This is a genomic window from Aquabacter spiritensis (assembly GCF_004346185.1).
In the GTDB taxonomy this organism is placed as follows: domain Bacteria; phylum Pseudomonadota; class Alphaproteobacteria; order Rhizobiales; family Xanthobacteraceae; genus Aquabacter; species Aquabacter spiritensis.
The window spans coordinates 378,180-402,928 of the sequence record NZ_SMAI01000002.1 but is presented as its reverse complement, the minus strand read 5'-3'; the positions used below and the strand labels follow the sequence as shown (position 1 = coordinate 402,928).

23 protein-coding genes are annotated in these 24,749 nt (G+C 68.7%); 9 read left to right on the top strand and 14 right to left on the bottom strand.

Annotation, left to right across the window (positions count from 1 at the left end):
• The first annotated feature begins 25 nt into the window (after positions 1–25).
• The 3 genes from mltG to gmk all read left to right on the top strand — a co-directional run bounded on the left by mltG (position 26) and on the right by gmk (position 2,785).
• Positions 26–1,147, top strand: coding sequence for an endolytic transglycosylase MltG (mltG, locus tag EDC64_RS06005; protein WP_132030340.1), 1,122 nt, complete (start codon positions 26–28; stop codon positions 1,145–1,147).
• A gap of 27 nt (positions 1,148–1,174) precedes the next feature.
• A complete protein-coding gene (locus EDC64_RS06000; protein WP_245504557.1) occupies positions 1,175–2,083 on the top strand; it encodes a YicC/YloC family endoribonuclease in 909 nt (302 codons plus the stop codon).
• 96 nt (positions 2,084–2,179) lie between these two features.
• On the top strand, positions 2,180–2,785 hold the full coding sequence (gene gmk / locus EDC64_RS05995) for a guanylate kinase (RefSeq protein WP_245504566.1): 606 nt from the start codon (positions 2,180–2,182) through the stop codon (positions 2,783–2,785).
• A gap of 9 nt (positions 2,786–2,794) precedes the next feature.
• Here the strand turns inward: gmk and EDC64_RS05990 are convergent, their stop codons facing one another.
• Together EDC64_RS05990 and EDC64_RS05985 are read right to left on the bottom strand one after the other, a co-directional pair.
• Positions 2,795–3,577, bottom strand: a complete 783-nt coding sequence (locus EDC64_RS05990; protein WP_132030338.1) for a class I SAM-dependent methyltransferase — start codon at positions 3,575–3,577, stop codon at positions 2,795–2,797.
• A gap of 49 nt (positions 3,578–3,626) precedes the next feature.
• Positions 3,627–4,901: an MFS transporter gene (locus EDC64_RS05985; RefSeq protein ID WP_132030337.1), complete on the bottom strand. Its 1,275-nt coding sequence runs from the start codon at positions 4,899–4,901 to the stop codon at positions 3,627–3,629.
• 252 nt (positions 4,902–5,153) lie between these two features.
• Here EDC64_RS05985 and EDC64_RS05980 point away from each other — a divergent pair, with 252 nt between their 5' ends.
• Positions 5,154–6,686, top strand: coding sequence for a YifB family Mg chelatase-like AAA ATPase (locus tag EDC64_RS05980; protein ID WP_132030336.1), 1,533 nt, complete (start codon positions 5,154–5,156; stop codon positions 6,684–6,686).
• A gap of 121 nt (positions 6,687–6,807) precedes the next feature.
• Here EDC64_RS05980 and EDC64_RS05975 read toward each other — a convergent pair whose 3' ends face one another.
• Positions 6,808–7,428: a hypothetical protein gene (locus EDC64_RS05975; RefSeq protein ID WP_132030335.1), complete on the bottom strand. Its 621-nt coding sequence runs from the start codon at positions 7,426–7,428 to the stop codon at positions 6,808–6,810.
• A 354-nt stretch (positions 7,429–7,782) separates the two neighbouring features.
• On the opposite strand from EDC64_RS05975, the gene olsB reads away from it, so the two are divergent.
• Both olsB and arfB read left to right on the top strand, forming a co-directional pair.
• Positions 7,783–8,862 carry a l-ornithine N(alpha)-acyltransferase gene (gene olsB / locus EDC64_RS05970; protein ID WP_132030334.1) on the top strand — a complete coding sequence of 360 codons (1,080 nt, stop codon included), beginning with the start codon at positions 7,783–7,785 and terminating at the stop codon, positions 8,860–8,862.
• Between the two features lie 96 nt (positions 8,863–8,958).
• Positions 8,959–9,381 (top strand): alternative ribosome rescue aminoacyl-tRNA hydrolase ArfB, encoded by a 423-nt coding sequence (arfB, locus tag EDC64_RS05965; protein WP_132030333.1) that lies wholly within the window; start codon positions 8,959–8,961, stop codon positions 9,379–9,381.
• A 12-nt stretch (positions 9,382–9,393) separates the two neighbouring features.
• Here the strand turns inward: arfB and recN are convergent, their stop codons facing one another.
• The gene (gene recN / locus EDC64_RS05960) at positions 9,394–11,079 is read right to left on the bottom strand and encodes a DNA repair protein RecN (protein ID WP_132030332.1); all 1,686 of its coding nucleotides are present in this window, start codon (positions 11,077–11,079) and stop codon (positions 9,394–9,396) included.
• 6 nt (positions 11,080–11,085) lie between these two features.
• Positions 11,086–11,931 carry an outer membrane protein assembly factor BamD gene (locus EDC64_RS05955; RefSeq protein ID WP_245504556.1) on the bottom strand — a complete coding sequence of 282 codons (846 nt, stop codon included), beginning with the start codon at positions 11,929–11,931 and terminating at the stop codon, positions 11,086–11,088.
• A gap of 485 nt (positions 11,932–12,416) precedes the next feature.
• On the opposite strand from EDC64_RS05955, the gene EDC64_RS05950 reads away from it, so the two are divergent.
• The gene (locus tag EDC64_RS05950) at positions 12,417–13,445 is read left to right on the top strand and encodes an LLM class flavin-dependent oxidoreductase (protein WP_245504555.1); all 1,029 of its coding nucleotides are present in this window, start codon (positions 12,417–12,419) and stop codon (positions 13,443–13,445) included.
• 3 nt (positions 13,446–13,448) lie between these two features.
• Here the strand turns inward: EDC64_RS05950 and EDC64_RS24020 are convergent, their stop codons facing one another.
• From EDC64_RS24020 to EDC64_RS05940, 3 genes are all read right to left on the bottom strand, one after another.
• On the bottom strand, positions 13,449–13,580 hold the full coding sequence (locus EDC64_RS24020) for a hypothetical protein (RefSeq protein ID WP_274594935.1): 132 nt from the start codon (positions 13,578–13,580) through the stop codon (positions 13,449–13,451).
• A gap of 314 nt (positions 13,581–13,894) precedes the next feature.
• Entirely contained in the window at positions 13,895–16,570 is a 2,676-nt protein-coding gene (gene ppdK / locus EDC64_RS05945; protein ID WP_132030330.1) for a pyruvate, phosphate dikinase, read from the bottom strand.
• A gap of 96 nt (positions 16,571–16,666) precedes the next feature.
• Complete coding sequence (locus tag EDC64_RS05940) at positions 16,667–16,807, bottom strand: DUF3096 domain-containing protein (protein WP_132030329.1); 141 nt, start codon at positions 16,805–16,807, stop codon at positions 16,667–16,669.
• A gap of 207 nt (positions 16,808–17,014) precedes the next feature.
• Here EDC64_RS05940 and EDC64_RS05935 point away from each other — a divergent pair, with 207 nt between their 5' ends.
• Positions 17,015–17,824: an MBL fold metallo-hydrolase gene (locus EDC64_RS05935; RefSeq protein WP_207915914.1), complete on the top strand. Its 810-nt coding sequence runs from the start codon at positions 17,015–17,017 to the stop codon at positions 17,822–17,824.
• Between the two features lie 5 nt (positions 17,825–17,829).
• Here EDC64_RS05935 and EDC64_RS05930 read toward each other — a convergent pair whose 3' ends face one another.
• From EDC64_RS05930 to rsmI, 6 genes are all read right to left on the bottom strand, one after another.
• Positions 17,830–19,374 (bottom strand): FAD-dependent monooxygenase, encoded by a 1,545-nt coding sequence (locus tag EDC64_RS05930; protein WP_132030327.1) that lies wholly within the window; start codon positions 19,372–19,374, stop codon positions 17,830–17,832.
• Positions 19,375–19,503: 129 nt separating this feature from the next.
• Positions 19,504–20,841 (bottom strand): MATE family efflux transporter, encoded by a 1,338-nt coding sequence (locus EDC64_RS05925; protein WP_338023385.1) that lies wholly within the window; start codon positions 20,839–20,841, stop codon positions 19,504–19,506.
• Between the two features lie 28 nt (positions 20,842–20,869).
• A complete protein-coding gene (locus EDC64_RS05920) occupies positions 20,870–21,145 on the bottom strand; it encodes a DUF6460 domain-containing protein (protein ID WP_132030325.1) in 276 nt (91 codons plus the stop codon).
• Between the two features lie 107 nt (positions 21,146–21,252).
• Entirely contained in the window at positions 21,253–21,888 is a 636-nt protein-coding gene (locus EDC64_RS05915) for a peroxiredoxin (RefSeq protein ID WP_132030324.1), read from the bottom strand.
• Between the two features lie 172 nt (positions 21,889–22,060).
• Positions 22,061–22,441 carry a YraN family protein gene (locus tag EDC64_RS05910; RefSeq protein ID WP_132030323.1) on the bottom strand — a complete coding sequence of 127 codons (381 nt, stop codon included), beginning with the start codon at positions 22,439–22,441 and terminating at the stop codon, positions 22,061–22,063.
• The gene (gene rsmI / locus EDC64_RS05905; RefSeq protein WP_132030322.1) at positions 22,434–23,339 is read right to left on the bottom strand and encodes a 16S rRNA (cytidine(1402)-2'-O)-methyltransferase; all 906 of its coding nucleotides are present in this window, start codon (positions 23,337–23,339) and stop codon (positions 22,434–22,436) included. The genes EDC64_RS05910 and rsmI overlap by 8 nt, the downstream gene beginning before the upstream one ends.
• A 113-nt stretch (positions 23,340–23,452) precedes the next feature.
• Between rsmI and EDC64_RS05900 the strand changes: the two genes are divergently transcribed.
• The gene (locus EDC64_RS05900; protein ID WP_132030321.1) at positions 23,453–24,682 is read left to right on the top strand and encodes a penicillin-binding protein activator; all 1,230 of its coding nucleotides are present in this window, start codon (positions 23,453–23,455) and stop codon (positions 24,680–24,682) included.
• Positions 24,683–24,749 lie beyond the last annotated feature (67 nt).

Genomic DNA, 24,749 nt, shown 5'->3' with positions numbered 1-24,749 from the left:
AGCGCCGAGGCGATGGGAGACGAGCATGGCGACACCCGAACAGAAGGCGGCCGCTCAGGCGAAGAAGCGCCGCCCCTCGCGCGGCGCCAGCCATCCGGCGGTCGTGATCGGCAGCGCGGTCTTCACCTTTCTGCTGTTTCTCGCCGTGGGCGGCGGCCTGGTCGCCTGGTATGCCGAAGGCCAATATACCGCGCCCGGCCCGCTGACCGCGGAGAAGACGGTCGTCATCCCGCGCGGCCAGGGCACGCGCGACGTCGCGGAGCTTCTCGAGCGCGAAGGCGTGGTGCGCAACTGGATGCTGTTCGTCGGCAGCCAGCAGATCGCCCGCCGCGGCGAGCAGCTTCAGGCCGGCGAGTATGAATTCCCGGCCCGGGCCTCGATCGCCGACGTCCTCGACACGATCATCGACGGCCGCGTCGTGCAGCACCAGATCACCATCCCCGAGGGCCTGACCTCCCAGCAGATCGTCGAACGGCTGAACGCCAGCGATCTTCTCACCGGCACTGCGCGGATGCCGCAGGAAGGCACGCTCCTGCCCGAGACCTACCGCATCACGCGCGGCATGAAGCGCGACGACGTGCTCGCCCGCATGAGCGCGGAGCAGCAGAAGCTGGTGCGCGAACTGTGGGAGAAGCGCGATCCGAGCCTGCCGCTCAAATCCCCCCAGGAAATGGTCGTGCTCGCCTCGATCGTCGAGGAGGAGACCGGGAAGCCGGACGAACGGCCGCGGGTCGCCGCGGTCTTCATCAACCGGCTGAACCGCAAGATGCGGCTGCAATCCGACCCGACCATCATCTACGGCATTGCGGGCGGCAAAGGCGGCCTCGGGCGCGCCATCACGCGCACCGACATCACCACGCCGACGCCCTACAACACCTATGCCATCGACGGCCTGCCGCCGACGCCGATCAGCAATCCCGGCAAGGAGGCGCTCGCCGCCGTGGCGAATCCGGCGCGCAGCAAAGACCTGTTTTTCGTCGCCGACGGCACCGGCGGCCACGCATTTGCCGAAACGCTCGACCAGCACAACCGCAACGTCGCGCGCTGGCGCGAAATCGAGGCGAGCCAGAAAGCCGCAACGCCGCCCGCGCCCGGCGGCGGCGCCGGGACCGGCGCCAATCCGGCCGTACCGGCCACGTCCAATTGAGGAGCCGGCGCTCGGTCGGGACCCGCCATGCCAACCGCTAAAGACGTCACGCCGATCGCCAGCATGACCGGCTTCGCCCGCGCGCAGGGCGCCACCGGGCCCTGGCGCTGGAGCTGGGAGTTGCGGTCGGTCAACGCCAAGGGCCTGGATCTGCGCCTGCGCTTCCCGCCCGGCTTCGACGCCCTCGAGGCGGCGGCAAGGGCCGCCGCCGGCCGCCGCCTCGCCCGCGGCTCGGTGTCCGGCACCTTTCAGGTGACGCGCGAGAGCGCGGCGGTCGCCGTCAGCGTCAACCAGCCGGCGCTCGAAGCTCTGGTCTCGGCCGCGCGCGCGGCGGCCGAGCGATTCGGCCTGCCTGCGCCCGGTATCGACGCCCTGATGGGCGTGAAGGGCGTGATCGAAGTGGCGGAAGCCGAGCAGACGGCGGAGGACGTCGCCCGCATCGCCAGCGATGCGCAGGACGGCTTCGAAGCCGCGCTCGGCGCCCTTCAGGAGATGCGGGCCGGCGAGGGCACGGCGCTTGCCGTGGTCCTGCGCGAGCGGCTGGACGCGATGTCCGGCCTCGTGGCGGCCGCCGAGGCGCTGCCGGACCGCCAGGCGGACGCCATCAAGGGCCGGCTCCGCGATCAGGTCCAGGCGCTGCTCGGGACCGGCGCGCCGCTCGATCCCGACCGGCTACACCAGGAGGCCGCGCTGCTCGCCGCGAAGGCCGATATCCGGGAGGAACTCGACCGGCTCCACGCACATATCGCCGCCGCCCGCGCGCTGCTCGACGCTGGCGGACCGGTGGGCCGCAAGCTGGATTTCCTCTCCCAGGAATTCAACCGCGAAGCCAATACGGTGTGCTCGAAGGCGAATGCCGTCGCGCTGACCCAGATCGGGCTTGACCTGAAGCTGCTGGTGGATCAGTTCCGCGAGCAGATCCAGAACATCGAATAGGCCCGCCGCATGGCCAATGCCGCCGCTCCGACCTCCCATTTCGCGCTGCCGGGCTGGAAGCCGGGCTCGAAGTCCGGCCTCGCCCGGCGCGGGCTGATGCTGGTCCTGTCCTCGCCGTCCGGCGCCGGCAAGACCACTTTGTCGCGCCGGCTGCTCGCGCTGGACGACCGCATCACCATGTCGGTCTCGGTGACCACCCGCCCGCCCCGGCCGGGCGAGGTCGACGGCAAGGATTATTTCTTCATCGACGCGCCGGCCTTCGGCAAGCTGCGCGACGAGGGCGACCTGCTCGAACATGCCACGGTGTTCGGAAATCTCTACGGCACGCCGCGGCGCGCGGTCGAGGATGCACTCTCGGCGGGGCGCGACGTGCTGTTCGACATCGACTGGCAAGGCACCCAGCAGCTCGACCAGAGCGCGCAGCAGGATCTGGTGAAGGTGTTCCTCCTGCCGCCCTCAGCCGCCGACCTCGAGGCGCGGCTGCGCAGCCGCGCCCAGGATTCCGACGAGGTGGTGCGCCAGCGCATGTCGAAGGCGTCCGACGAGATCAGCCACTTCACCGAATACGACTACATCCTGATCAATCAGGATATCGAGGACAGCCTCTCCAAGCTCGTCGCCATCCTCCAGGCCGAGCGCCTGAAGCGGCGGCGGCTGACCGGGCTCGCCAGCTTCGTCCAGAGCCTCAGGGACGCGCTGTAGGCGCCGCCCTCAGACCGGCGCCAGCTCGACCGTCATCGTGTCCAGGGTGAAGGTGCCGTCCGCCTCGAAGGCGAAATGGGCGCGGACCTCTTCGGGCGCACAGGCCTGGAGGGCGCGGATCGCCGCGACCTGGGTCGCGGGCGTCGCCATCCGCGCGATCCATGGCGCGAATTCGAGCCGCAGCCGGCGTGCCACCACGTTTTCCACCCGAAATCCCGCGGCGTGCGCGAAGCCGGTCCATTGCGAGATCGCATAATCCCGCACATGGGATGGATCGCGCAGCACCTCGAAGCTCTGGAGATAGGTGTCGAGCAGCGGGTTTTCCGGCGCCACGACGTCCATGAAAATCGCGCGCCCGTCGGATTTCACGACCCGCCGCGCCTCCGCCAGCCCGCGCGGCAGGTCGCGCCAGTGATGCGCGCTGTAGCGCGACGCGACACGGTCGAATTCGGCGGCGCCGAACGGCAGCGCCTCGGCGGTGCCCTGGCGGGGCACGATGTTGGCGAGGCCGCGCTGCGCGGCGGTCGCCGCCACCGCCGCGAGCATTTCGGGCGCGAGATCATAGGCCACGACCTCGGCCACCAGGGGGGCCGCGGCGAAGCTGACATGGCCCCCGCCGCAGCCGAGATCGAGCAGCCGGTCGCCGGCGCGGCCCTCCAGGCGGCGGCGCAAATCCTCGAGATCCTCGCCCGCGGCATGCACCGTGCTCGCGACATAAGCGGCGGCCTGCGGGCCGAACTGGCGCGCCACGAGGTCCTGGATGGTGGTGGCGCGGACCGCGTTTTCGGTCATGGACGTCTCCGGGGTTCGAAGGCAGGAGGGCGGCCTTGCGGCGCGCGCGTCAGGCCGCTTCCTTGTCGGCGTCGGGATGGTGGAAGGCGAGGACCAGCGCCACCGAGGAAAAGGCCAGGGCCGCCATCAGCAGGAAGCCGTCGGCGAACGAGCCCCGCAGCCCCAGCACCCAGCCGGTGAGGACCGGGGCGAGGAAGCCGGCGATGGCGAAGGCGAAATCCATGATGCCGAGGGCGGTCGCGGCCCGGGCCGGCGCGATGTCGACATTCACCGCATAATAGGCCGCATTCGCGCCCATCGAGGCCGCCACGGCGACCGTGATTCCGCTGAACGCGATCCAGAGCTGATCGCTGAAGGCGAGCGGAATGACCGCGAGCGCGGCGATCAACTGGGTGCCGGCGATGAGATAGGACCGCGAGACGCGCAGCCGCCCGGTGGTCCGCGTGAGATGGTCCGACCAGCGCCCGAGAGCCCACAGCGTCACGGCGGCCGCGAGCCAGGGCACCATCGTGAAGGCGCCGACGGTCGCGAGGTCGAGCTTGTAGACCTGCTCCAGATAGCTCGGCAGCCAGGTCATGAAGAAAAACAGGAAATAGCCGAACACGAAGAAGGCCCAGTAATTCACCAGGAGCGTCCGGTTGGTCAGCAGCCGCCGCACCACCGCCCCCTCCGGGAGCTTCAGCAGCGCGTGGCTTTCGGGGGTCGCGCCGGCGCGGCGGATCTGCGCGAGTTCCGCGGCGTTGACATGGCGCGACTCCGCCGGGTCGTCGCGGAACAGAAAATACCAGAGCGGCACCCAGGCGACGGAGAGGAGGAACAGGATCAGGAAGGTGATGCGCCAGTCGAACACGCCGAGCAATTGGGTGACGACCGGCCCGCCGATGGCGAGCGCGACCGGCACGGCGACCAGGGCATTGGCGAGGGCGGTGGCGCGCTCCTCCGGCGCCAGCCACCGGCTGACCGCGCCGGTCAAGGCGGGAAAGTTCGGTCCTTCCGACACGCCGAGCAGGACCCGCGCCGCATACAGCGCGAAAAACCCGGTCGCCGCGGCGGTCAGGCCGATCGAGAGGCTCCACAGCATGGCCGCCAAAGTGAGAACCAGCCGGGCGCCGTAGCGGTCGACCGCGAAGCCGCCCAGAAGCGTGGTGACCGCATAGCCGAGACCGAACGCCCCGAGCACGCTTCCCGCATCGAGCTTCGACAGGCCGAGATCGCGCTCCATCATCGGGATGGCATAGGAGATCGCGGCGCGGTCGACATAATTGACGACCGTGACGGCGAACAGGAGAAAGATCACAACCCAGCGGAATCGCGTCGCGCGCATCGGCCCCTCCACGGTGCGGCCAGCCTAGAGCCTGATCCGGGCATGGGGAACCGGCGGATCCGGAAATCCGCCTCTAAATCCTTGACGGCATGTGTTTTCCCGATCGGCGGCCGCGGCGGCGGGACCGCGGCGAGCCAAAAGGTCCGCCCCCGTCGGGCGAACCCGGATGCCGGCGGGGCAAATGTTCGCAATATGTTCTTGCCGCACCGGCGGCACTTGGGTACGCTTCCTGATCGAAGCCGGGAGGCTCGCGTGATCCAGAGGGTGGCGACGGTCGCATTCGAGGGCGTGGACGCCCGGCCGGTGGACGTCCAGGTGCATGTCGCGCCCGGGCTTCCCGCCTTCACCATCGTCGGTTTGCCCGACAAGGCGGTGACCGAGGCGAAGGAGCGCGTGCGGGCGGCGCTGATCGCCTCGGGCCTCGCTTTGCCGGCGCGCCGCATCACCGTCAATCTCGCCCCCGCCGATCTGCCGAAGGAAGGTTCGCACTATGATCTGCCCATCGCGCTCGGCCTGATGGCGGCGATCGGAGCAATCCCCTCCGACTGCCTCGCAGGCTATACCGTGGTCGGCGAACTCGGGCTCGACGGCGCGACCGCAGCGGTCGCCGGCGTTCTGCCGGCCGCGATCGGCGCCAATGCGCGCGGCCACGGGCTGATCTGCCCGGCCGCCTGCGGCGCCGAGGCGGCCTGGGCCAGCCCCGACATGGAGATCCTCGCCCCGGCCTCGCTGATCCAGCTCGCGAACCATGTCACCGGCCGCCAGGTGCTCGCGCGCCCCGACCCGCGCATGCGCAAAGGCCCCGACCTGCTGCCCGATCTGCGCGACGTGAAGGGCCAGGAGACCGCGAAGCGCGCGCTCGAAGTGGCGGCGGCGGGCGGGCACAATCTGCTCTATGTCGGCCCGCCCGGCGCCGGCAAATCGATGCTGGCCCAGCGTCTGCCCTCCATTCTCCCGCCGCTCTCGCCGGCCGAGATGCTGGACGTCTCGATGGTCGCCTCGGTCGCCGGCGCAATCCAGGACGGGGCGCTGGTCGACCGGCGCCCGTTCCGCGCGCCCCACCATTCCGCCTCCATGGCGGCCATGGTCGGCGGCGGGATGAAGGCGCGGCCGGGCGAGGTTTCGCTCGCCCATCACGGCGTGCTGTTTCTCGACGAACTGCCGGAATTTTCGCCGCAGGTGCTCGATTCGCTGCGCCAGCCGCTGGAGAGCGGCGAGGTGCTGATCGCCCGCGCCAACCACCGCGTGACCTATCCCGCCCGGTTCCAGCTGGTCGCGGCGATGAATCCGTGCCGCTGCGGCAAAGCCGGCGATCCCGGCTTCACCTGCAAGCGCGGCCCGCGCTGCGCCGAGGATTATCAGGGCCGGCTGTCCGGCCCGTTTTTGGACCGGATCGACATCCATCTCGAAGTGCCGGCCGTCACCGCCGCCGACCTCGTTTTGCCCGCGCCGGCCGAAGGCTCGCGGGACGTCGCCGCGCGGGTGGCGGCGGCGCGGCAGGTTCAGGCCGAGCGCTTCGCCGCTTTGGACCGGCCGGACCTGCGCACCAATGCCGAGGCGACGGGGCCTCTGCTCGACATCATTGCGAGCCCCGACGCCGCCGGCCTCGCGCTGCTGCGCGACGCGTCGGACGCGATGCGTCTGTCGGCCCGCGGCTATCACCGCATCCTGCGGGTCGCCCGCACGCTCGCCGATCTCGACGGGGCGGAGGGCATCGGCCGCCGCCACCTCGCCGAGGCCCTGGCCTATCGCGCCCTGACCGACCGACCCCGCCTCGCGGCGTGACGACCGACCCGCGGCCACCGATAGGAACCGCACAGACCCGCGGCGGCGCGGGTGCGCCGCCGGAATGCCCCCTGCCCTCGGGGCGCGTGATGCTCCGCCCTGAGCGGCGCCTCAGATGGCCTCAGCGGACCGTGGTGATGGCGATACCTTCATAATAACGGATCTCGCACAGGTCCCCGAGCGCCACATGCTGGAGATCGGCGAGCACCTTCGGATCGGTCGCCCGCACCGTCCGCACCAGCCCGTCTATGCCCTCGAAGCTGATCGTCCCGCCGGCCTTGTTGATATCCACCAGGATGCTGGTGATGGTGATCTCGCGAAAGCCGAAATCCTGCGGCCAGCCGGGCAGGCCGGCATTGAGCGCGACTTCGGTCGAGACCTGGCCCGGCGTCCCCTGATGCGCCTTGCCGAGATAGGTCACCAGCCCGGGCAGGACCCGGATCACCAGACTGCGGCTGTTGGCGAGGCGCATCACGTCGCCCATCATGGGCGGCACGAGGACCGACCAGCGCTTGCCCCAGCTGCCCTGGAGCACGACCCGCCGCGTCGCGGGGTCGGCGGAGACGAACTGCGCGTCGAAGGTCAGCACCGTCATGGGGCCGACGCCCGGCACGTCGATCGTGCTCACCGCGTTCGGCACCGGCCGGGGCTGCGCCCAGGCAGAATCGAAGCCGGCAAATGACGCGGCCGCCGCCAGCGCCAATCCGGCGCCGCCCACCAAAATCGTTCGTCGCGAAATCATCGTCCGATATCCCCCATTGTCCCGCCAAGACCGCGCCTCGGGCCTTGCACATTGAGCCGGCTGACCGGCGGCGCCGGCCTCCAACCCCTTGAACTTGCTCGCCCGTGCCTCCCGGTCGCGCTCCGATTTTCGAGACGGAACCGCGACGGCACGATGAACGCTACCCTTCCACACTTCCAGTTACGGCATTCTTTCATTGTCACAAGAGCGTCCGAAACTTATGGTGATGCTGTCCTTCACGCAGAAGGACGGCGCAGCAAGCGTCGTCGGCGCGGCACAGTTCGTCATGGCAGCGCGCGGCCTCACTGGCACCACGCGCCCGCCGGCGACGGCCCGAGGGAGGGGGTCGTTGCAATGAAACGCCACAACTTGCCCGACCCCGATCCGATCCGTCCCGGGTTCAACCTTCCGGCGCTGGTGGGTCGCAGCATCGATGTCGCCAAGGAAAGCTTCGCCAGATTTCCCGGGCCGTTCGCGCCGCGCTTCCCGGCGCCTTCGAGCGGGCTCGATCTCCCCTTCGCCGTGAGCGGGATCCAGGCGCTTCAAGGGCCGCAGAAACTGGTCTCGGACCTGCGCGCCTATTCCGGGATCCGCCATCGCGAAGCCGTTCCGTTCGGCGAGCCGACGCTGCTCGGCCGGCTCGGACCGCTGGAAGTCCGGCTCGCCCAAACCGCGCGCGACGTGCGCCGCGCCCAGCGCCTGCGCTTCAATGTCTTCTACGAAGAGATGTCGGCCATTCCCGAAGGCCCGGCGCGGCTCGCGCGGCGCGACGTCGACGCCTTCGATACGATCTGCGACCACCTGCTCGTGCTGGATCACGATGCCGGCAAAATGGTTCTCGGGCGCCGCAAGCCGAAGGTCGTCGGCACCTACCGGCTGCTGCGCCAGGACGTGGCGCAGCGGCACGGTGGCTTCTACACCCAGAGCGAGTTCGACATCGCGCCGATCATCGCCGCCCATCCGGACCTGCGGTTCCTGGAACTGGGCCGCTCCTGCGTGCTGAAGCCCTACCGCAACAAGCGCACGGTCGAGCTGCTGTGGCACGGCATCTGGACCTATATCCTGCGCAATCGCATCGATGCGATGTTCGGCTGCGCGAGCCTCGAGGGCACCGACCCTGCCGCGCTCGATCTGCCGCTGTCCTTCCTGCACCACCATGCCCGCGCGCCGGAAGAATGGCGCGCCCGGGCGCTGCCGAAGCGCTATGTGCCGATGGACCGCATGCCGGCGGACAAGATCAATGTGAAGGCCGCCATGCATGCGCTGCCGCCGCTGATCAAAGGCTATCTCCGGCTCGGCGGCTATGTCGGCGACGGCGCGGTCGTCGATCACCAGTTCGGCACCACGGACGTCATGATCATCCTGCCGCGCGCCGCCATCTCGCCGCGTTATGTCGAGCATTTCGGCCCGAGCGCGAACCGCCACGCCATCTGACGGCGGCGCGCGCCGGCCGCGGCATTGCCAGCGCGGGTCGGCTGCGCCATTGAAGAGCATGCGCGCGCTCGCCTCCGGCCCCGCCGGACCCCGGTCATGATCGAGATCACGCCCCGCCTCGCCATCGCGGAGGACGAGATCGCCGTCACGTTCGTGCGCGCCTCCGGACCGGGCGGACAGAATGTCAACAAGGTCTCGACCGCGGTTCAATTGCGCTTCGACGCCCGCAATTCCCCGAACCTGCCGGATGGCGTCAAGGCCCGTTTGGTGCGCGTCGCCGGCAGCCGGATGACGCAGGACGGGGTGATCGTCATCCATGCCCAGCGCCATCGCAGCCAGGATCGCAATCGCGAGGATGCCGTCGAGCGGCTGGTCGCGCTGATTCGCGAGGCCGCCTATGTCGCGCCGCCGCGTCGCAAGACCCGTCCGACGCTCGCCTCCAAGGAACGCCGTCTCGCGTCGAAGGAAAAGCGCGGCGCGGTCAAGCGCCTGCGCCAGGGCCGGCCGCCGGGCGATTGAGAACGCGGCGGGTCAGGCGGAGGCCGCGCCTTCGATCAGCCGGTCGGCGGCCGCGCGCGCCTCGGCCGTGATGCTCGCCCCGGCCAGCATGCGGGCGATCTCCTCGCGCCGGTCGGCAGCCCCGAGCCGCGCGACATGGGTCGCGACCGATGGGGTGGCCGCCGCGGCCTCCGAGCGGGCCTTCGCGATCAGCAGATGGCTCGCCGCGCGCGCCGCGACCTGCGGCGCATGGGTCACCGCGAGAACCTGCACGCGGGCGGACAGGCGGGCGAGGCGCTGGCCGATCGCATCGGCGACCGCGCCGCCGACCCCGGTGTCGATCTCGTCGAAGATCAGCGTGGGGGCCGAGCCGCGGTCGGCGAGCACGACCTTCAAGGCGAGCAGGAAGCGCGCCAGTTCGCCGCCGGAGGCGACCTTCAGGAGCGGGCCGGCCCGTGTTCCGGGATTGGTGCGCGCCCAGAAGGCGGCACGGTCGAACCCGTCCGGTCCGGCCGCGCCGGGGTCGCGGTCGATCGCGACCTGAAACTGCGCCTGTTCGAGCTTGAGCGGCGGCAATTCAGCATTCACGGCGGCCTCGAGCCGGCGGGCGGCCGCCGCGCGCGCCTGGGACAGGGTTTCGGCCGCGCGGCGATAGGCGGCTTCGGCGGCGCCCGCCTGGACCTCGAGTTCGGCAAGCCGGGTCGCGCCGCGCTCGAGGCTGGCGAGGCTGGCGGCGAACTGGGTCACGAGCTGCGGCAGATCGTCGATCGTGGCGCCGTATTTGCGCGCGGCGGCGCGCAGCGCGAACAGCCGCTCCTCGATGCGCTCCAGCTCGTGCGGGTCGAAATCCGCGGCGGCGCGGGCGGCTTCCAGATGGGCGCGCGCGACTTCGAGCTGGTCCAAGGCGAGATCGATGGCTTCCACCGCGGGGCGCACGAGCCCCTGCGCCTCCCCGGCCCGCCGCTCCAGCCGGCGCACCGCGGCGGCGAGCGTGGGAACCGGCGATCCGCTCCCCCCCACCGCGTCCAGCGCCTCGGCGAGGTCCCCGGCGATCTTCTCCGAGCGCATCATCACGGTCCGCCGCTCGGCGAGAGCGGCTTCTTCGCCGACTTCCGGGGCAAGCGCCTCGAGTTCAGCGACCGCGTGGCGGATATAATCGGCGTCCTTCGCCGCGGCCTCCAGCCGCGCCGCCTCGGCAGCCGCCTCGGCACGCGCCGCACGCAATGTCCGCCACAGCTCGCCTACGGTCTGGGCGGATGCCGCCAGCCCGCCGAACGCATCCAGCAGAGCACGATGGGTCGCGGGGTTCACAAGCGCGCGGTCGTCATGCTGGCCATGCAGCTCGACCAGGCAGGCCGCCAGCGCGCGCAGCATCTGCACACTGACCGGCTGATCGTTGACCGAGGCGCGGGTCCGCCCGTCGGCCATCTGCACGCGGCGGATGATCAGTTCGCCCTCGTCGGCGATGTCCGCTTCCGCGAGAAGGGTGCGCGCGGGATGGCCGGGCGACAGGTCGAAGGCCGCCGTCACCTGCCCCTTCTCAGCCCCGTGCCGCACCAGCGCGCCGTCGCCGCGCCCGCCGAGGGCCAGCGAGAGCGCGTCGAGCAGGATCGATTTGCCGGCTCCGGTCTCGCCGGTGAGGACGGTCAGCCCCTCGCCGAGCACGAGGTCGAGCTTCTCGATCAGAACGATGTCCCGGATCGAGAGGGAGGACAGCATGGCGCGTCAGCCGATCCCCAGCTTCTTGAACGCCTGGCTGATCCAGGACCCCTTGTTTTCCTTCGGCTCCCCGCCACCCTGCTGGACCAGCCGGTAAGCGTCCTTGTACCAGGAACTGTCGGGGAAATTGTAGCCGAGCACGGCGGCTGCGGTCTGGGCTTCCGAAATGATGCCGAGCGCCATATAGGCCTCGGTGAGGCGGAACAGCGCCTCCTCGACCTGGCGGGTGGTCTGGTATTGCGTGACCACCACCTTGAAGCGGTTGATCGCGCCCGTATAGTTCCGGTTCTCCAGATAATAGCGCCCGATCATCATCTCCTTGCCGGCGAGCTGGTCGCGGGCGACCTCGACCTTCTTACGCGCTGCAGCGGCATATTCGGTGCCGGGATATTTGCGGATCACCTCGTCGAGCGCGTCGAGCGCCTGGCGGGTGGCGCGCTGATCGCGGGTCACGTCGGGGATGTTGTCATAATAAGCGGAGGCCACGAGATAGCTCGCATAGGGCGCATCCTGCGAGCCCGGATGGAGCGCCATATAGCGTTTTCCGGCCGCGATCGCCTCGTCGTAGCGACCCGCCTGATAATAGACATAGGTGTCCATCAGCAGCGCCTTGCGCGCCCATTCCGAATAGGGATGGGTGCGGTCGAGATCCTCGAAGCGCTTGGCGGCGGCGGTAAGGTCGCCCCGGTTCATGAGGGTGAGGCCCTCATTATAGATCTTCTCCGCCGGCTCGTCGGGCGGGAGGATCTCGTCCTTGGTGGCGCATCCGGCGAGGCTCACCGCGAGAAGAAGGGCGCCGAAGGCCCCGAACAGACGGACGCGGCCGAAAGCGGCGTCAGAGAAAAGGCGCATCACGTGAAGATCCATCCCAAGCCGCCGTCACCCGCCACCCAAACCCACCCGGACTTCTCCCGACCCGTCTTGCAGGCCGGACACCCGCCGGACCGGCCAAAGGCGTCTGCTTTTCGACGAAATCGCGCCGCGTTTCCATCGAAAAGCGAAGTCGCCTCCCGCCGCGACGGGCGAGAGCGAGCCACCAAACGCCTTTGACCTCGGAGCCCATCTCGATCCGATCGTCGCGGGATCAGCAAAACAGTCTCTCTTCCAGGATTTGAAGACCGAAGTGCCGATCGGATCGGACGACCCCATCGGATCCGGCTCTAGCGGCGCTTTCCGTCCGCATTGTGGCGTGCACAAATGAAGAGAAGGCAAACGGCCCGCAAGCGTCGGCGGGCGGTGCCGCCTCTGGCGCCGACGGGCAAAAATGGTGCATCTGGAGGCGTCCGCTGCCGCGGCGACGCGACCGGCCCGGTTCCCCCCGCCTGGAGAAACCCGTCTTGCCTCACCTCGAACTCGGCCTCGACACCTTTGGCGACGTCACCCGCGGAGCGGACGGCGCGCTCCTGCCTCTGGCGCAGGTGATCCGCGACGTCGTCGCCCAAGCGGTGCTCGCCGACACCTGCGGCGTGGACTTCATCGGGCTCGGGGAGCATCACCGGCCCGATTTCGCGATTTCCGCGCCGGACGTCGTGCTGGCGGCGATCGCCGCCGGGACGCAGCGGATTCGCCTGGGATCGGCGGTCACCGTCCTGTCCTCGGACGATCCGATCCGCGTGTTCCAGCGCTTCTCCACCCTCGACGCCCTCTCTCACGGCCGCGCCGAAGTGATTCTCGGCCGCGGCTCGTTCACCGAAAGCTTTCCCCTGTTCGGCCTGCCGCTGTCGCAATACGAAACGCTGTTCTCCGAGAAGCTCGATCTGTTCGCGGCTCTTCTCGCCCCCGGGCCGGTGCGCTGGACCGGGACCATCCGCCCGCCGCTCGACGCCCAAGGCGTCTATCCCGAGATCGAGCGCGGCACCTTGAAGACCTGGATCGGCGTCGGCGGGACGCCGGACTCGGTGGTCCGCGCGGCGCGCTACGGCCTGCCGCTGATGCTCGCCATTATCGGCGGCGACCCCCGGCGGTTCCGGCCGCATGCCGACCTCTACCGCCGCGCGCTGGCGCAGTTCGGCAAGCCGGCGCTGCCGATCGGCGTCCATTCGCCAGGCTATGTGGCCGAGACGGATGACGCGGCGCGCGAGGAGATGTTCGGGGATTACAAGGCGATGCGGGATCGGATCGGGGCCGAGCGCGGCTGGCCGCCGATGGCGCGCGACGAATTCGACCGCGAGGTCGAGCACGGCTCGCTGTATGTCGGCGGTCCGGAAACCGTGGCCCGCAAGATCGCCGCGACCGCCACGGCGCTCGGCATCGACCGCTTCGACCTCAAATACAGCGCGGGCCCGCTCCCGCACGACCGCCTGATGCGCTGCATCGAGCTTTACGGCACCAAGGTCATTCCCATGGTCCGCGACCTGATCGGGTGAAGGTCAGCCGCGCGGACGCTTCGGGCGCACACGCACCGGCACCGGCTTCGGCTGGGGCGCGAGGAGGCGGGTGATCGCCACGAGCGCGAGCGCCGCGGGCACGATCAGGACGGCAGACATCAGCAAAGCGGACATGGTCTCTCTCCTCCTTGGAAGATAGGAAGCAGACGAAGATTTTGCCAGCCCCGCCCGCGCCGGCACCCGAATCGGACCGGCGGTCCACTGCACCAGCGGAACCTCGCCTGAGCCTTGCAGGCGCGGCGCCATAGCCGGCCGCCGCGCGCCGAGGCACTCGGCCCCGCGCCGTCATCCTCTGTGAACACGTCCCTTTGATCGCCTCTTTCGCCCGGTGATAGGCGCGTATCAACCCTCTTCGGAGCGATGTCGCGCCGGGCCGCCGGCGATTGCCTGCCGGACCGGCCGGGCGGATGCCCGGCCGACCCCACCGGTCAAGCCTGGCTCGCCGCCTTGCGGCCCAGAGCGGCCTGCGCCGCCGCGAGGCGGGCGATGGGAACCCGGAACGGCGAACAGGACACGTAGTCGAGCCCGATCTCGTCGCAGAACGCGACCGAGGCGGGATCGCCGCCATGCTCGCCGCAAATGCCGAGCTTGATGTCCGGCCGCGACTTGCGGCCCCGCTCCACGCCGATCTTCACCAGTTCGCCCACCCCGTCCACATCGATCGAGACGAAGGGATCCACCTCGATGATGCCCTTCTGAACATAGGGGCCGAGGAAGGTCCCGGCATCGTCGCGCGAGACGCCGTAGCAGGTCTGAGTCAGGTCATTGGTGCCGAAGGAGAAGAATTCCGCGGTCTCGGCGATCTCCTCGGCGCGCAAAGCGGCGCGCGGCAGTTCGATCATCGTGCCGACCTGGAAGGTGAGCTTGGCGCCGGTCTCCGCCTCTACCGCCTTCGCGGTCTTCTGGATCACCGCATTGACGATGTCGAACTCCGCCTTTGTGGCGATGAGGGGCACCATTACTTCCGGAACCACCGGCTCACCCGTCGACTTGGCCGCGATCACCGCGGCCTCGAAGATGGCGCGTGCCTGCATCTCGGCGATCTCGGGGAAGGCGATCGCGATGCGGCAGCCGCGGAAGCCGAGCATCGGATTGACCTCGTGCAAGTCCTTGCGGCGCCGCTCGATTCGCTCGATGTCGACGCCGAGGCTCTTGGCCACTTCCGCCATCTCGGCATCGGTGTGCGGCAGGAATTCATGCAGCGGCGGATCGAGCAGGCGGATCGTGCAGGGCAGCCCCTTCATGATCTCGAACAGTTCGACGAAGTCCGCCCGTTGCATCGGCAGGAGCTTGGCGAGCGCCGCGCGTCGTCCGGCTTCGTCGTCGGCGAGGATCATCTCGCGCACGGCGAGGATGCGTCCGGCATCGAAGAACATATGCTCGGTGCGCGACAAGCCGATCCCTTCGGCGCCGAACGAGCGGGCCATGCGGGCATCGAGCGGGGTCTCGGCATTCGCGCGGATCTTGAGCCGGCGCACCTTATCCGCCCAGCCCATGAGCGTGGCGAATTCGCCGGACAGTTCCGGCTGCTGCATCGGCACTTCGCCGGCCAGAACCTGACCGGTCGAGCCGTCGATGGTGAGCACGTCGCCCTTCTGGAAGGTGACGCCGGAGACGGTAAGTGTCTGCGCCGCATAATCGATCCGCAGCGAACCCGCGCCGGAGACGCAGGGCTTGCCCATCCCGCGCGCCACCACGGCGGCATGCGAGGTCATGCCGCCCCGCGAGGTCAGGATGCCCTCCGCCGCATGCATGCCGTGAATGTCTTCCGGCGAGGTCTCGATCCGCACCAGGATCACCTTGCGGCCCTGCTGCTTCATCGCCTCCGCCTCGTCGGCGGAGAATACGATTGCCCCCGCGGCGGCTCCCGGGGAGGCCGGCAGGCCGCTCGCGACCACCTTTCGCTCCGCCTTGGGATCGATCGCGGGATGCAGCAACTGGTCGAGCGCGGCGGGATCGACCCGGACGACCGCCTCTTCCTGCGTGATACGCCCCTCGTTTGCGAGCTCGACCGCAATCCGCAGCGCCGCTTTCGCGGTGCGCTTGCCGGAGCGGGTCTGAAGCATCCAGAGCTTGCCCTTCTCGACGGTGAATTCGAGATCCTGCATGTCCCGATAATGGTCCTCGAGAACCTTCGAGATCCGCTCGAACTCCTTGAAGGCCTCCGGAAGCGCGCGCTCCATCGACGGCTTGTCGGACCCCGCCGCGATGCGTGCCGCCTCGGTCAGGTCCTGGGGCGTGCGGATGCCCGCGACGACATCCTCGCCCTGAGCATTGACCAGGAATTCACCATAGAGCGCGTGTTCGCCGGTCGAGGGGTTGCGGGTGAACGCCACGCCGGTCGCCGACGTATCGCCCATATTGCCGAACACCATGGACTGCACATTGACCGCCGTGCCCCAGCTCTCCGGAATGGTGTGCAGCCGGCGGTAGGTGATGGCGCGCTGGTTCATCCAGGAGCCGAACACCGCACCGATCGCGCCCCAAAGCTGTTCGTGCGGATCCTGCGGGAAGGGTTTGCCAAGCTTCTCGGCGACCATGGCCTTGTATTGAACCACCAGCTCCGCCCAGTCGTCCGCCGAGAGGTCGGTATCGAGGTTGAGGCCGCCGCGCAGTTTGAAGCCTTCGAGCAGTTCCTCGAAATGGTGATGATCGACGCCCAGAACGACGCCGGAATACATGGTGATGAAGCGGCGGTAGCTGTCGAACGCGAAGCGGCGGTCGGCGAGCGCGGCCACGGCTTCGACGGTCGCATCATTCAGGCCGAGATTGAGGACGGTGTCCATCATTCCCGGCATGGAGGCGCGGGCGCCGGAGCGGACCGAAACCAGAAGCGGGTTTCCGGGATCGCCGAACGTTTTGCCGGTCAAGGCGCCGATCTTCGCGAGCGCAATCTCGACCTCGCCCTTCAGTTCGGCCGGATAGGTCTCTCCATGGGCATAATAATAGGTGCAGACCTCGGTCGTGATCGTGAAGCCGGGAGGAACCGGAAGGCCGAGATTGGCCATCTCGGCAAGGTTCGCTCCCTTGCCGCCCAACAGGTTCCGCATATCGGCTTTCCCTTCGGCCGTGCCGTCGCCGAAGGAGTAGACCCATTTCGTCATCTTTGGAGATCCCTTGGGGTGTTCACGCGCGCGTCAGGTCGCGGTTGCTTTAGACCCAGCAGGCCGCGTCTTCAACTGCACCGTTCGGCGCAGCGCTCAATGCGGGATGAGGCCGAGAATGCCGATCAGGATCAGATAGACCGCAACCAGAATGTTGAGCAGGCGCGGAAAGATCAGGATCAGGATGCCCGCCACCAATGCGAGGATGGGGGACAAGAGGACGATATCGACATTCATGGGTCTCTCCCGGCAACGGGCACGGCAACGGCTACGCCTAAAAGGATCGGGAGCAAAGCGAAGTTCCCGACTCCGCCGGGACATTCGCACGTCCGCCCGGCGAAACGGTCATTTCTCGTCTATTCACGCCGCTGTGACCATCTCCGCGTTGCCGGAGCGGGGTCTTCGCGGTCATGCTGCCTTTGCGAAAGCCGAGGGATGACCGCAATGGGCTGGAAAGGTCTCGTCGCCACCGTTTGGAGCCTGTTCGCGCTGGCGGCCGGAACCTTCCCCGCGCACGCCGAACCCGAGAAATGTCCCCGCATGGTGGCGCAGTCGCCGATGCCGAAGCTGTGGCGCGCGGCCTTTCGTCCCGTAGCGGCCGAAGCGGCGGAAGTGCGGCTGACCTTTATCGGCCACAGCACGTTTTTGATCGAGAGCCCGAAGGGCGTCACCATCGCCACCGACTATAACGATTACGTCCGCCCCCGGACCGTGCCAATGGTCGCCACCATGAACCGCGCGCACGACACGCACTACACCAACAATCCAGACCCCGGCATCGCTCACGTGTTGCGCGGATGGAACCCGGACGGTGGGCAGGCGCAGCACGAGGTGACGCTCGATGATGTCTGGATCCGCAACGTGCCGACCAATATCCGCTACGGCTCGACGACGTTGTACGACGGAAACTCGATGTTCGTCTTCGAGGTGGCCGGCCTGTGCATCGCCCATCTCGGTCATCTGCACCACCTCCTGACGGCGGATCATCTCGAGGCGCTCGGCCGGATCGACGTCGTTCTCGCGCCGGTCGACGGCTCGTACACGCTCGACATCGAGGGCATGGTGGAGACCCTGAAGGCGATCAATGCGCCGCTGATCATCCCCATGCACTATTTCAGCGAATGGGGCCTCGATCGGTTTCTGTCGCGGCTCGGGCGGGACTACGAGATCACCCGTTCGGCGAGCGCGACCGTCCTTCTGTCGCGCGAGAAGCTGCCCGGCAAGCCCACCGTTCTGGTCCTGCCGGGCCGCTGAACCTCCTACCGCGCCGGCTCCAAGGCGAGCTGCGCGTAGGCGTCGAATGCGCCTTGCGCATCCGCGTCGTCGCGCGCCGCGATGAATTGGTCGGGCCGGACCAGGACCCAGCCTGCGCCATGCAGGCCGTATCGGGCCGCAGCCGCGGGTTCCGCACCGAGATCCACCACGTCGAGGGCGTCGGCAAAGCGCGCGGCCGCCATGCGCATCCGGTCATGCGCGCCAGGCGGCCCGAAAAGCAGAAGCGTGTGCCGCGCGGCGGAAAAATGCCCCCAAAGGGACCGGCCGTCCAGCGTGAGGTCGAGGGCCCGCGCCCCCGCGCGCGGCGTCGCCGAACCTGAGATCCGACGCACCGCCTCCACGAGTGGGCCTTCGGAATAGCGGATCTCGGTTTCGGACAATTCCACCTGGAGCTTCTGCCGGATCGCCGGAAGCCGCGAGGCGACCGAGATCAGAGCATCACGAACGAGCCGGGTCGCCGTGCCGCGCGTCACCATGCCGAATTTCAGCTTCTGCGCCGCTCCCGCCACGACTTCGCGTGCCACAGGGCGCCGCTCGGCCTCATAGCTGTCGAGCAGCATTTCGGCATCGCCGCGGCCGGCGAGCACGGCGCCGATCTTCCAGCCGAGATTTGCGGCATCCTGGATTCCGGTGTTCATCCCCTGCCCGCCGGCGGGGCTATGAATGTGAGCCGCGTCGCCGGCGAGAAACACCCGACCCTTGCGATAGCCGGCGGCGAGCCGCTCGTTGACCCGGAATGTCGACAGCCATGTCGCGTCGCTCACTTTGATGCCCGGAGGCCCAGACGCCTCGAGATGGGCCTGGATTTCCTCGATCGTGGGTGGTTCCTCGCCCGCCGGCTCGTCCCGCATCGCGAAGGTGCGCCAAATGCCGGGCACGACGGGAAACAGCGCGACGCTGCCCGCGCTGCTCCACCAGATATAGATCGAGGTGGAATCGAGCGGGCCGTCGATCCGGGTGTCGGAGAGAATGAAGGTCTGCGGCTCCGTATAGCCCTCGAAAGCGATGCCGGTCTTGTGGCGGACGATGCTGCGCGCGCCGTCGCAGCCGACCAGGAAGAGCGTGTCGATCGTCTCCTCTCGCCCGTCCGGATGGCGCAGGGTGGATCGGACGGTGTCGCCGATTTCGACATAATCGACCAATTCCACCCCCCGCTCGACCGCATGCCCGCCTTGGGCGAGATGGGCGGCGAGGATCTCCTCGGTCTTGGACTGGGGGACGATCAGGGTGAAGGCAAACGCGCTGTCGACGCCCTCCGCGATCGACATCGCCGCGAGTTCATGGCTCCCGTCCCCCACCCGGATATTGGTCAGCCGGATGCCGCCGGCGATGAAATCGTCCGCCACGCCGAGGGCGGAGAAGGCTTCCAGCGAGCCGCTCCAGACTGCCAGCGCCTTCGAGACGCGGGCGGGCTCCTGCAATTTGTCGATGATCCGAAAGGACACGCCCTGCTTCTGCAGGGAATTGGCAAGCGTAAGGCCGGTGGGGCCAGCCCCCACGACCAGAACCGACGGCGCCGACTGGTTCATTCGTTTCCCCCTCATCGACCCCAGACGCAGGACATCGGACCGGCATCTGCGGCCATTGCCCTCCCGCGAAGGCATTATGCGCCAAGCTCAAGTGCGACGCAGCCGGAAAGCAGCGCGCTGGCCGGGCCGTCAGGGTGAGGTGGGCAACTCGGCGCGGCGCGGCAAATCAGGGAAGGTTCGCGCCATGAGTGCCGGCAGCCGCGCGGCCTGGAGCGCGCCGCGCGCAGTCAGAAACGCCAGCAGCGCCAACCAGAGCCCCGCATTGCCGAGCGGCCGCAGCCCCCACCAGGCGAGGAAATAGACCGCGAGCGCCGCCAGCATCAGATTGCGCATGTCGCGCGACCAGAGCGCACCGATATAGATGCCGTCGAAGGCATAGGCGAACACACCGACCACCGGGAGCAGGGCCGCGAGCGCGAGGAAGGCGCGGGCGGCGGTGCGGACCTCCGAACTCGTCGTCATCAGGTCGATCGCGAGGGGACCGAGGGTGAGGTAGGCGAGGCTGGCGACGAGGGCGAAGCCGAACCCCCAGAGCAAGGAAAGCCGCAGGCCGCGGAGGAAGGCGCCCCGATTGCGGGCGCCCACCGCCTGCCCGCAAATCTGCTCGGCCGCGGTTGCGAACCCGTCGAGGAAGAAGGCCGCGAGCATCACCATATTGTTCAGCAGCGCATTCGCGGCGAGGGTCACGTCACCGGCCCGCGCGCCCTGCGCGGCGAAGAAGCTGAAGGCGAGCATGAGCGCCGCCGTGCGGATCATGATGTCGCGGTTGAGCACGAAGCTCGCACCCAACGCTTGGCGATCGAGCAAGACCGCCCGCGAGACGCGCGGGGAGAAACCGCTCATTCTGGCGCAGACCAGCAGACCGGCCACGGCCCCGGCAATCTCCGCCACCAGTGTCCCTGCAGCCGAACCGGCGACGCCCCAGTCGAGGCCGAGCACCAACGCAACGGTCAAGCCCATGTTCAGCAGGCTGATGACGATCTGAAGGGCAAGAGCATGGCCGGTGCGGCCGATGCCCGTCAGCCAGCCCGCGACGACGTAATTGGCGAGCGTGAACGGCGCAGCCCAGATCCGCACATCGAAATAATCCTGCACGGCGGCGTCCACGGCGGGGCTCGCACCGGCAAGCGCCAAAGCCGCGGCTCTGATTGGAAGCTGGCAAACGACCAAGGCGGCGCCGCAGGCCGCCGCCACCAGGAGCGCACGGGAGAGAACCGCCCGCTGCTCAACACCGTCGCCACGCCCGAGTGCCTGGGCCGAAAGGCCGACCGTCGCCATGCGCAGGAAGCCGAAGCCCCAGAACAGAAAATCGAAAACCACGGCGCCGAGCGCGACCCCGCCGAGCAAGGCCGCGTCGCCGAGCCGGCCGATGACCGCCGTGTCGACAATCCCGAGCAGCGGCGTCGTGAGGTGCGCCACCGTCATCGGCAGCGCGATCGCCAATACCCGGCGGTGGCTTACCGCCACTGGCCGGACCGGCCCCCCCGGCCGCATCTCAGCGCAGGCCGCGCGCGAGGCGGAGGATGAGCCAGAGCGGGATCACGACAATCGCCCCGAGCAGGAAATAGCGCCACACGCTCTCGACCGCGCCAAAGCCGAGGGCATAAAGGCTGCGCACCATCTCGGTCACGCTCTGCAGCAAGTTGCGGGGATCAAGCCCCAAGGCGGCGAGAATGACGCCGACGATGACCGAGAGCACGACGAGGCGCACCAAGACCATGGCGGGCGATCCGCCGAGGAAGCGGGCGAACTGGTTGTCGCGGTCGGTCATCGAAATTCTCGCATCTGCGTGCCGCCTGTAGCACGGGGCGCCGCACAGGGGGAGAGCGCTGCCGCGCGCTGCCCCCTCGGGTGCCGATCGGCCGCGTCAGCTACCCATCAGCCGCCCGGCTGGCGAACCACGCGCAGATACGGCTTGATCGTGGTCCAGCCCTCGGGAAACTTCTCCTTCGCCGCCTCGTCGGAAACCGACGGGACGATGATGACATCCTCGCCCTGCTTCCAGTCGGCCGGCGTCGCAACCGCATGGGTAGACGTCAGCTGGAGCGAATCGATCACCCGCAGGATTTCCTGAAAATTGCGTCCGGTGGAGGCGGGATAGGTCAAAGTGAGCTTCAGCTTCTTGTCCGGCCCGATGACGAACACCGAGCGCACTGTGGCAGTGTCGCTCGCATTGGGATGGATCAGGTCGTAAAGGTCCGAAACCGTCCGCCGGTCGTCCGCGATCAGCGGGAAGTTCAGCTCCGCGCCGGTGGCGAGCCGGATGTCGTCGACCCAGGCCGGATGATTGTCGAGCGTGTCCACCGACAGGCCGATGACCTTCACATTGCGCTTGTCGAATTCGCCCTTCAGATGGGCGACCTGCCCGAGCTCCGTGGTGCAGACCGGCGTGAAGTTCTTCGGATGCGAGAACAGGACGCCCCATGATTCTCCAAGCCATTCGTGAAACCGAACCGGCCCCTGGGTGGTCTCGGCGGTGAAATCGGGCACCTGATCCCCGAGCCTAAGCGTCATGACACCCTCCTATACACACTTCACGAATGTTATATTCAACATATACATTTTATTTGCGGTAAATCAAGCCAATCGGGTGACGCAGCCGCAGTTCGAGGCGCTATAACCTGCTTGGCGCGGCTGCGATATGCGTTCCTTCCCGGGAGGTCACAGGGCAGGCCCGCATCCAGGTTCAGGCGTCCGCTTCAAAGGCCGCCGGCAGATGCCGGACCATGCCGCGACCCGAGACCAGGACCACGTCGAAACGCGCATTGAGCGCTGCGAGATCGGGGCGCGCCGCGAGCCAAGCCGAGGCGGCCGCGGCGATCCGGCGCTGCTGGCGGGGAAGCAGCGCATAAGCGGCGCCGTCCAGATCGGCCCGTGCCTTGACCTCGCAGAACACCAGAAGATCACCTTGCCGGACCACGAGATCGATTTCCCCCGCTTCGGTGCGGGCACGACGCGAGAGAATGGAGAAACCCAGCGCCTCGAGATGCGCGCCTGCCCGCGCCTCGGCGGCCAGTCCGCGGGAGAAGGCCGCCCGGCGCCCTTGCGGGCCGGTCCTGTCAGGCATCACCGTCCGCCCGCGTCAGAGCGAGGGCCCGCGCATAGACGTCCCGCTTCTGGCGCCCGGTGAGCGCGCTTACCGCCGCCACCGCATCTTTCAGAGAATGGTCCGCCAGCGCCCGCAGGAGCGCCCCGTCGACATCCTCGTCCTGCGCCTCGGGCTCGGCAGGAGGGCCGATCACCAGCACGATCTCGCCCTTCGGCGGGCCGGCAGCCTCATAGTGGGCCGCCAGCGCATCGAGACTGCCGCGTCGCACCTCCTCGAATGCCTTTGTCAGTTCCCTGCACACCGCGGCCGGCCGGGGGCCGAGACCCTTGGCGAGATCGGCGAGGCTCTCGGCGAGACGGGGCCCGGTCTCATACAGCACCAGGGTCGCGGGAAACGGCCGCAATTCGGCGATGCGACCCTGGCGCTGCCCACTTTTGGGCGGCAGGAACCCGTCGAACAGGAAGCGGTCGGTCGGCAGCCCCGCCGCCACGAGCGCGGCGAGAAGCGCGGAGGCACCCGGCAGGGGATGAATGCGATGCCCGGCTTCGGCTGCGGCGACGACCAGCTTGAAGCCGGGATCCGAGACCAGCGGCGTCCCGGCATCCGACACCAAGGCCACCGCTTCGCCCGCCGCGAGCCGCGCGAGCAGGCGCGGGCGCATCCCGGCTCCGTTATGGTCGTGATAGGCGAGCATCGGGGTCTCGATGCCGTAGCGGCCGGTCAGCCGCCCGGTGATCCGGGTATCCTCGCAGGCGATGACGTCGGCCCCCGCCAGGGTCTCGAGCGCCCGCACCGTAATGTCCGACAGATTGCCGATCGGCGTCGCGACCACGTGAAGGCCCGCCGCCGCCTTGGGCGCGGCGAGCCGGGTGCCCGCGAGGAGATAGCAGCGCTGGCGCGCGTCCTTGGAATCCATGACGGCAGCTTACTCCTTGCCGTGCCGGGGAGAAACCGGCGCGCACCCTCGCCAAACGCGGTGCGAGCCGCTATGCCTGGAAACCAGCGAGGAAGATAGGCGAGGAGAAGCGGTTGGACGACGGCGCGCCCGCTCCGGCAGCGAAACCACCACGTTTTTCGAATCCGACGCGTCGCGACCTCCTGGTCGGCGCCGCCCGGCTTGCCGCGATTGGCAGCGGTGCGGTCCTGGCCGCCTGCGCGGGCGATATCGGTGGACGCGAGCCGCCGCCTCAATCGGCCGGCGCGCCGGTTGCGCAGCCTTTGACCACCGGACCGGTGGTCGCCCTCATCCTCCCGCTCGGCGCGCAGGGAAATGCCGGCGCGGTCGGACAATCGCTGCGCAACGCCGCCGAACTCGCCCTTGCGGAGACCGGCCAGGCGCCGGTGACTTTGGTGGTGAAGGATGACGGCGGGACCTCGCAGGGCGCGCGGGCCGCCGCCGAGGCCGCGATCAATGAAGGCGCCCAGATCATACTCGGACCGCTCTTTTCCCATTCCGTCGGCTCGGTCGCCCAAGTGGCGAAGCCGCGGGGCATCCCGGTCATCGCGTTTTCGACCGACACCAATGTCGCGTCTTCGGGTGTCTATCTGCTGAGCTTCCTGCCGCAGAGCGACGTGTCGCGCATCGTCAGCTACTCGGTCGCGCAGGGGCGGCGCTCCTATATCGCCCTGATCCCGGAAAACGCCTACGGTTCGGTTGCCGAAGCGGCGCTGCAACAGGCCGCCGGAGCCTCCGGCGCGCGCATCATGGGGATCGAACGCTTCACCCAGGACCGCGCGCGGCTGCAGACAGCGATCCAGCGCGTAGCGGCCTTTGCCGGCCAGGCCGACGGCGTTTTCATTCCCGATTCCGCCGACCATGTTCCGACCGTCGTGCAACAGCTCGCGGCGGCCGGCGTCGACCTCAAGCGGGTGCGCCCCCTTGGGACAGGCCTGTGGGACGATGCCCGCCTGTTCGGAGACCCACAGATGGAGGGCGCCCAGTTCGCGGGCCCCGATGCCGCGGGGTGGCGGAGCTTCTCCCAGCGTTATCGCGCACGCTACAATGTCGATCCGGTCCGCACCGCGACCCTCGCCTACGATGCCGTCTCGCTGGTCGCGACCATCGTCCGTACCCAAGGCGCCCAGGGCCTGACCGACGCGGCGCTGACCAACCCATCCGGCTTCAACGGGATCGACGGGGTGTTCCGGTTCCGCCCGGACGGAACGAATGAACGCGGCCTCGCAGTGATGGAAATCCGCGGCGGAGCGGCCCAAGTGGTCAGTCCGGCACCGCGCAGTTTCTCCAGCGGGCAATATTGACGGGTGCCGCGACGGTACGGGTGGCTTGACGGGAAGATCGGGGATAGGGTCCGGCCCGCAGCCACGT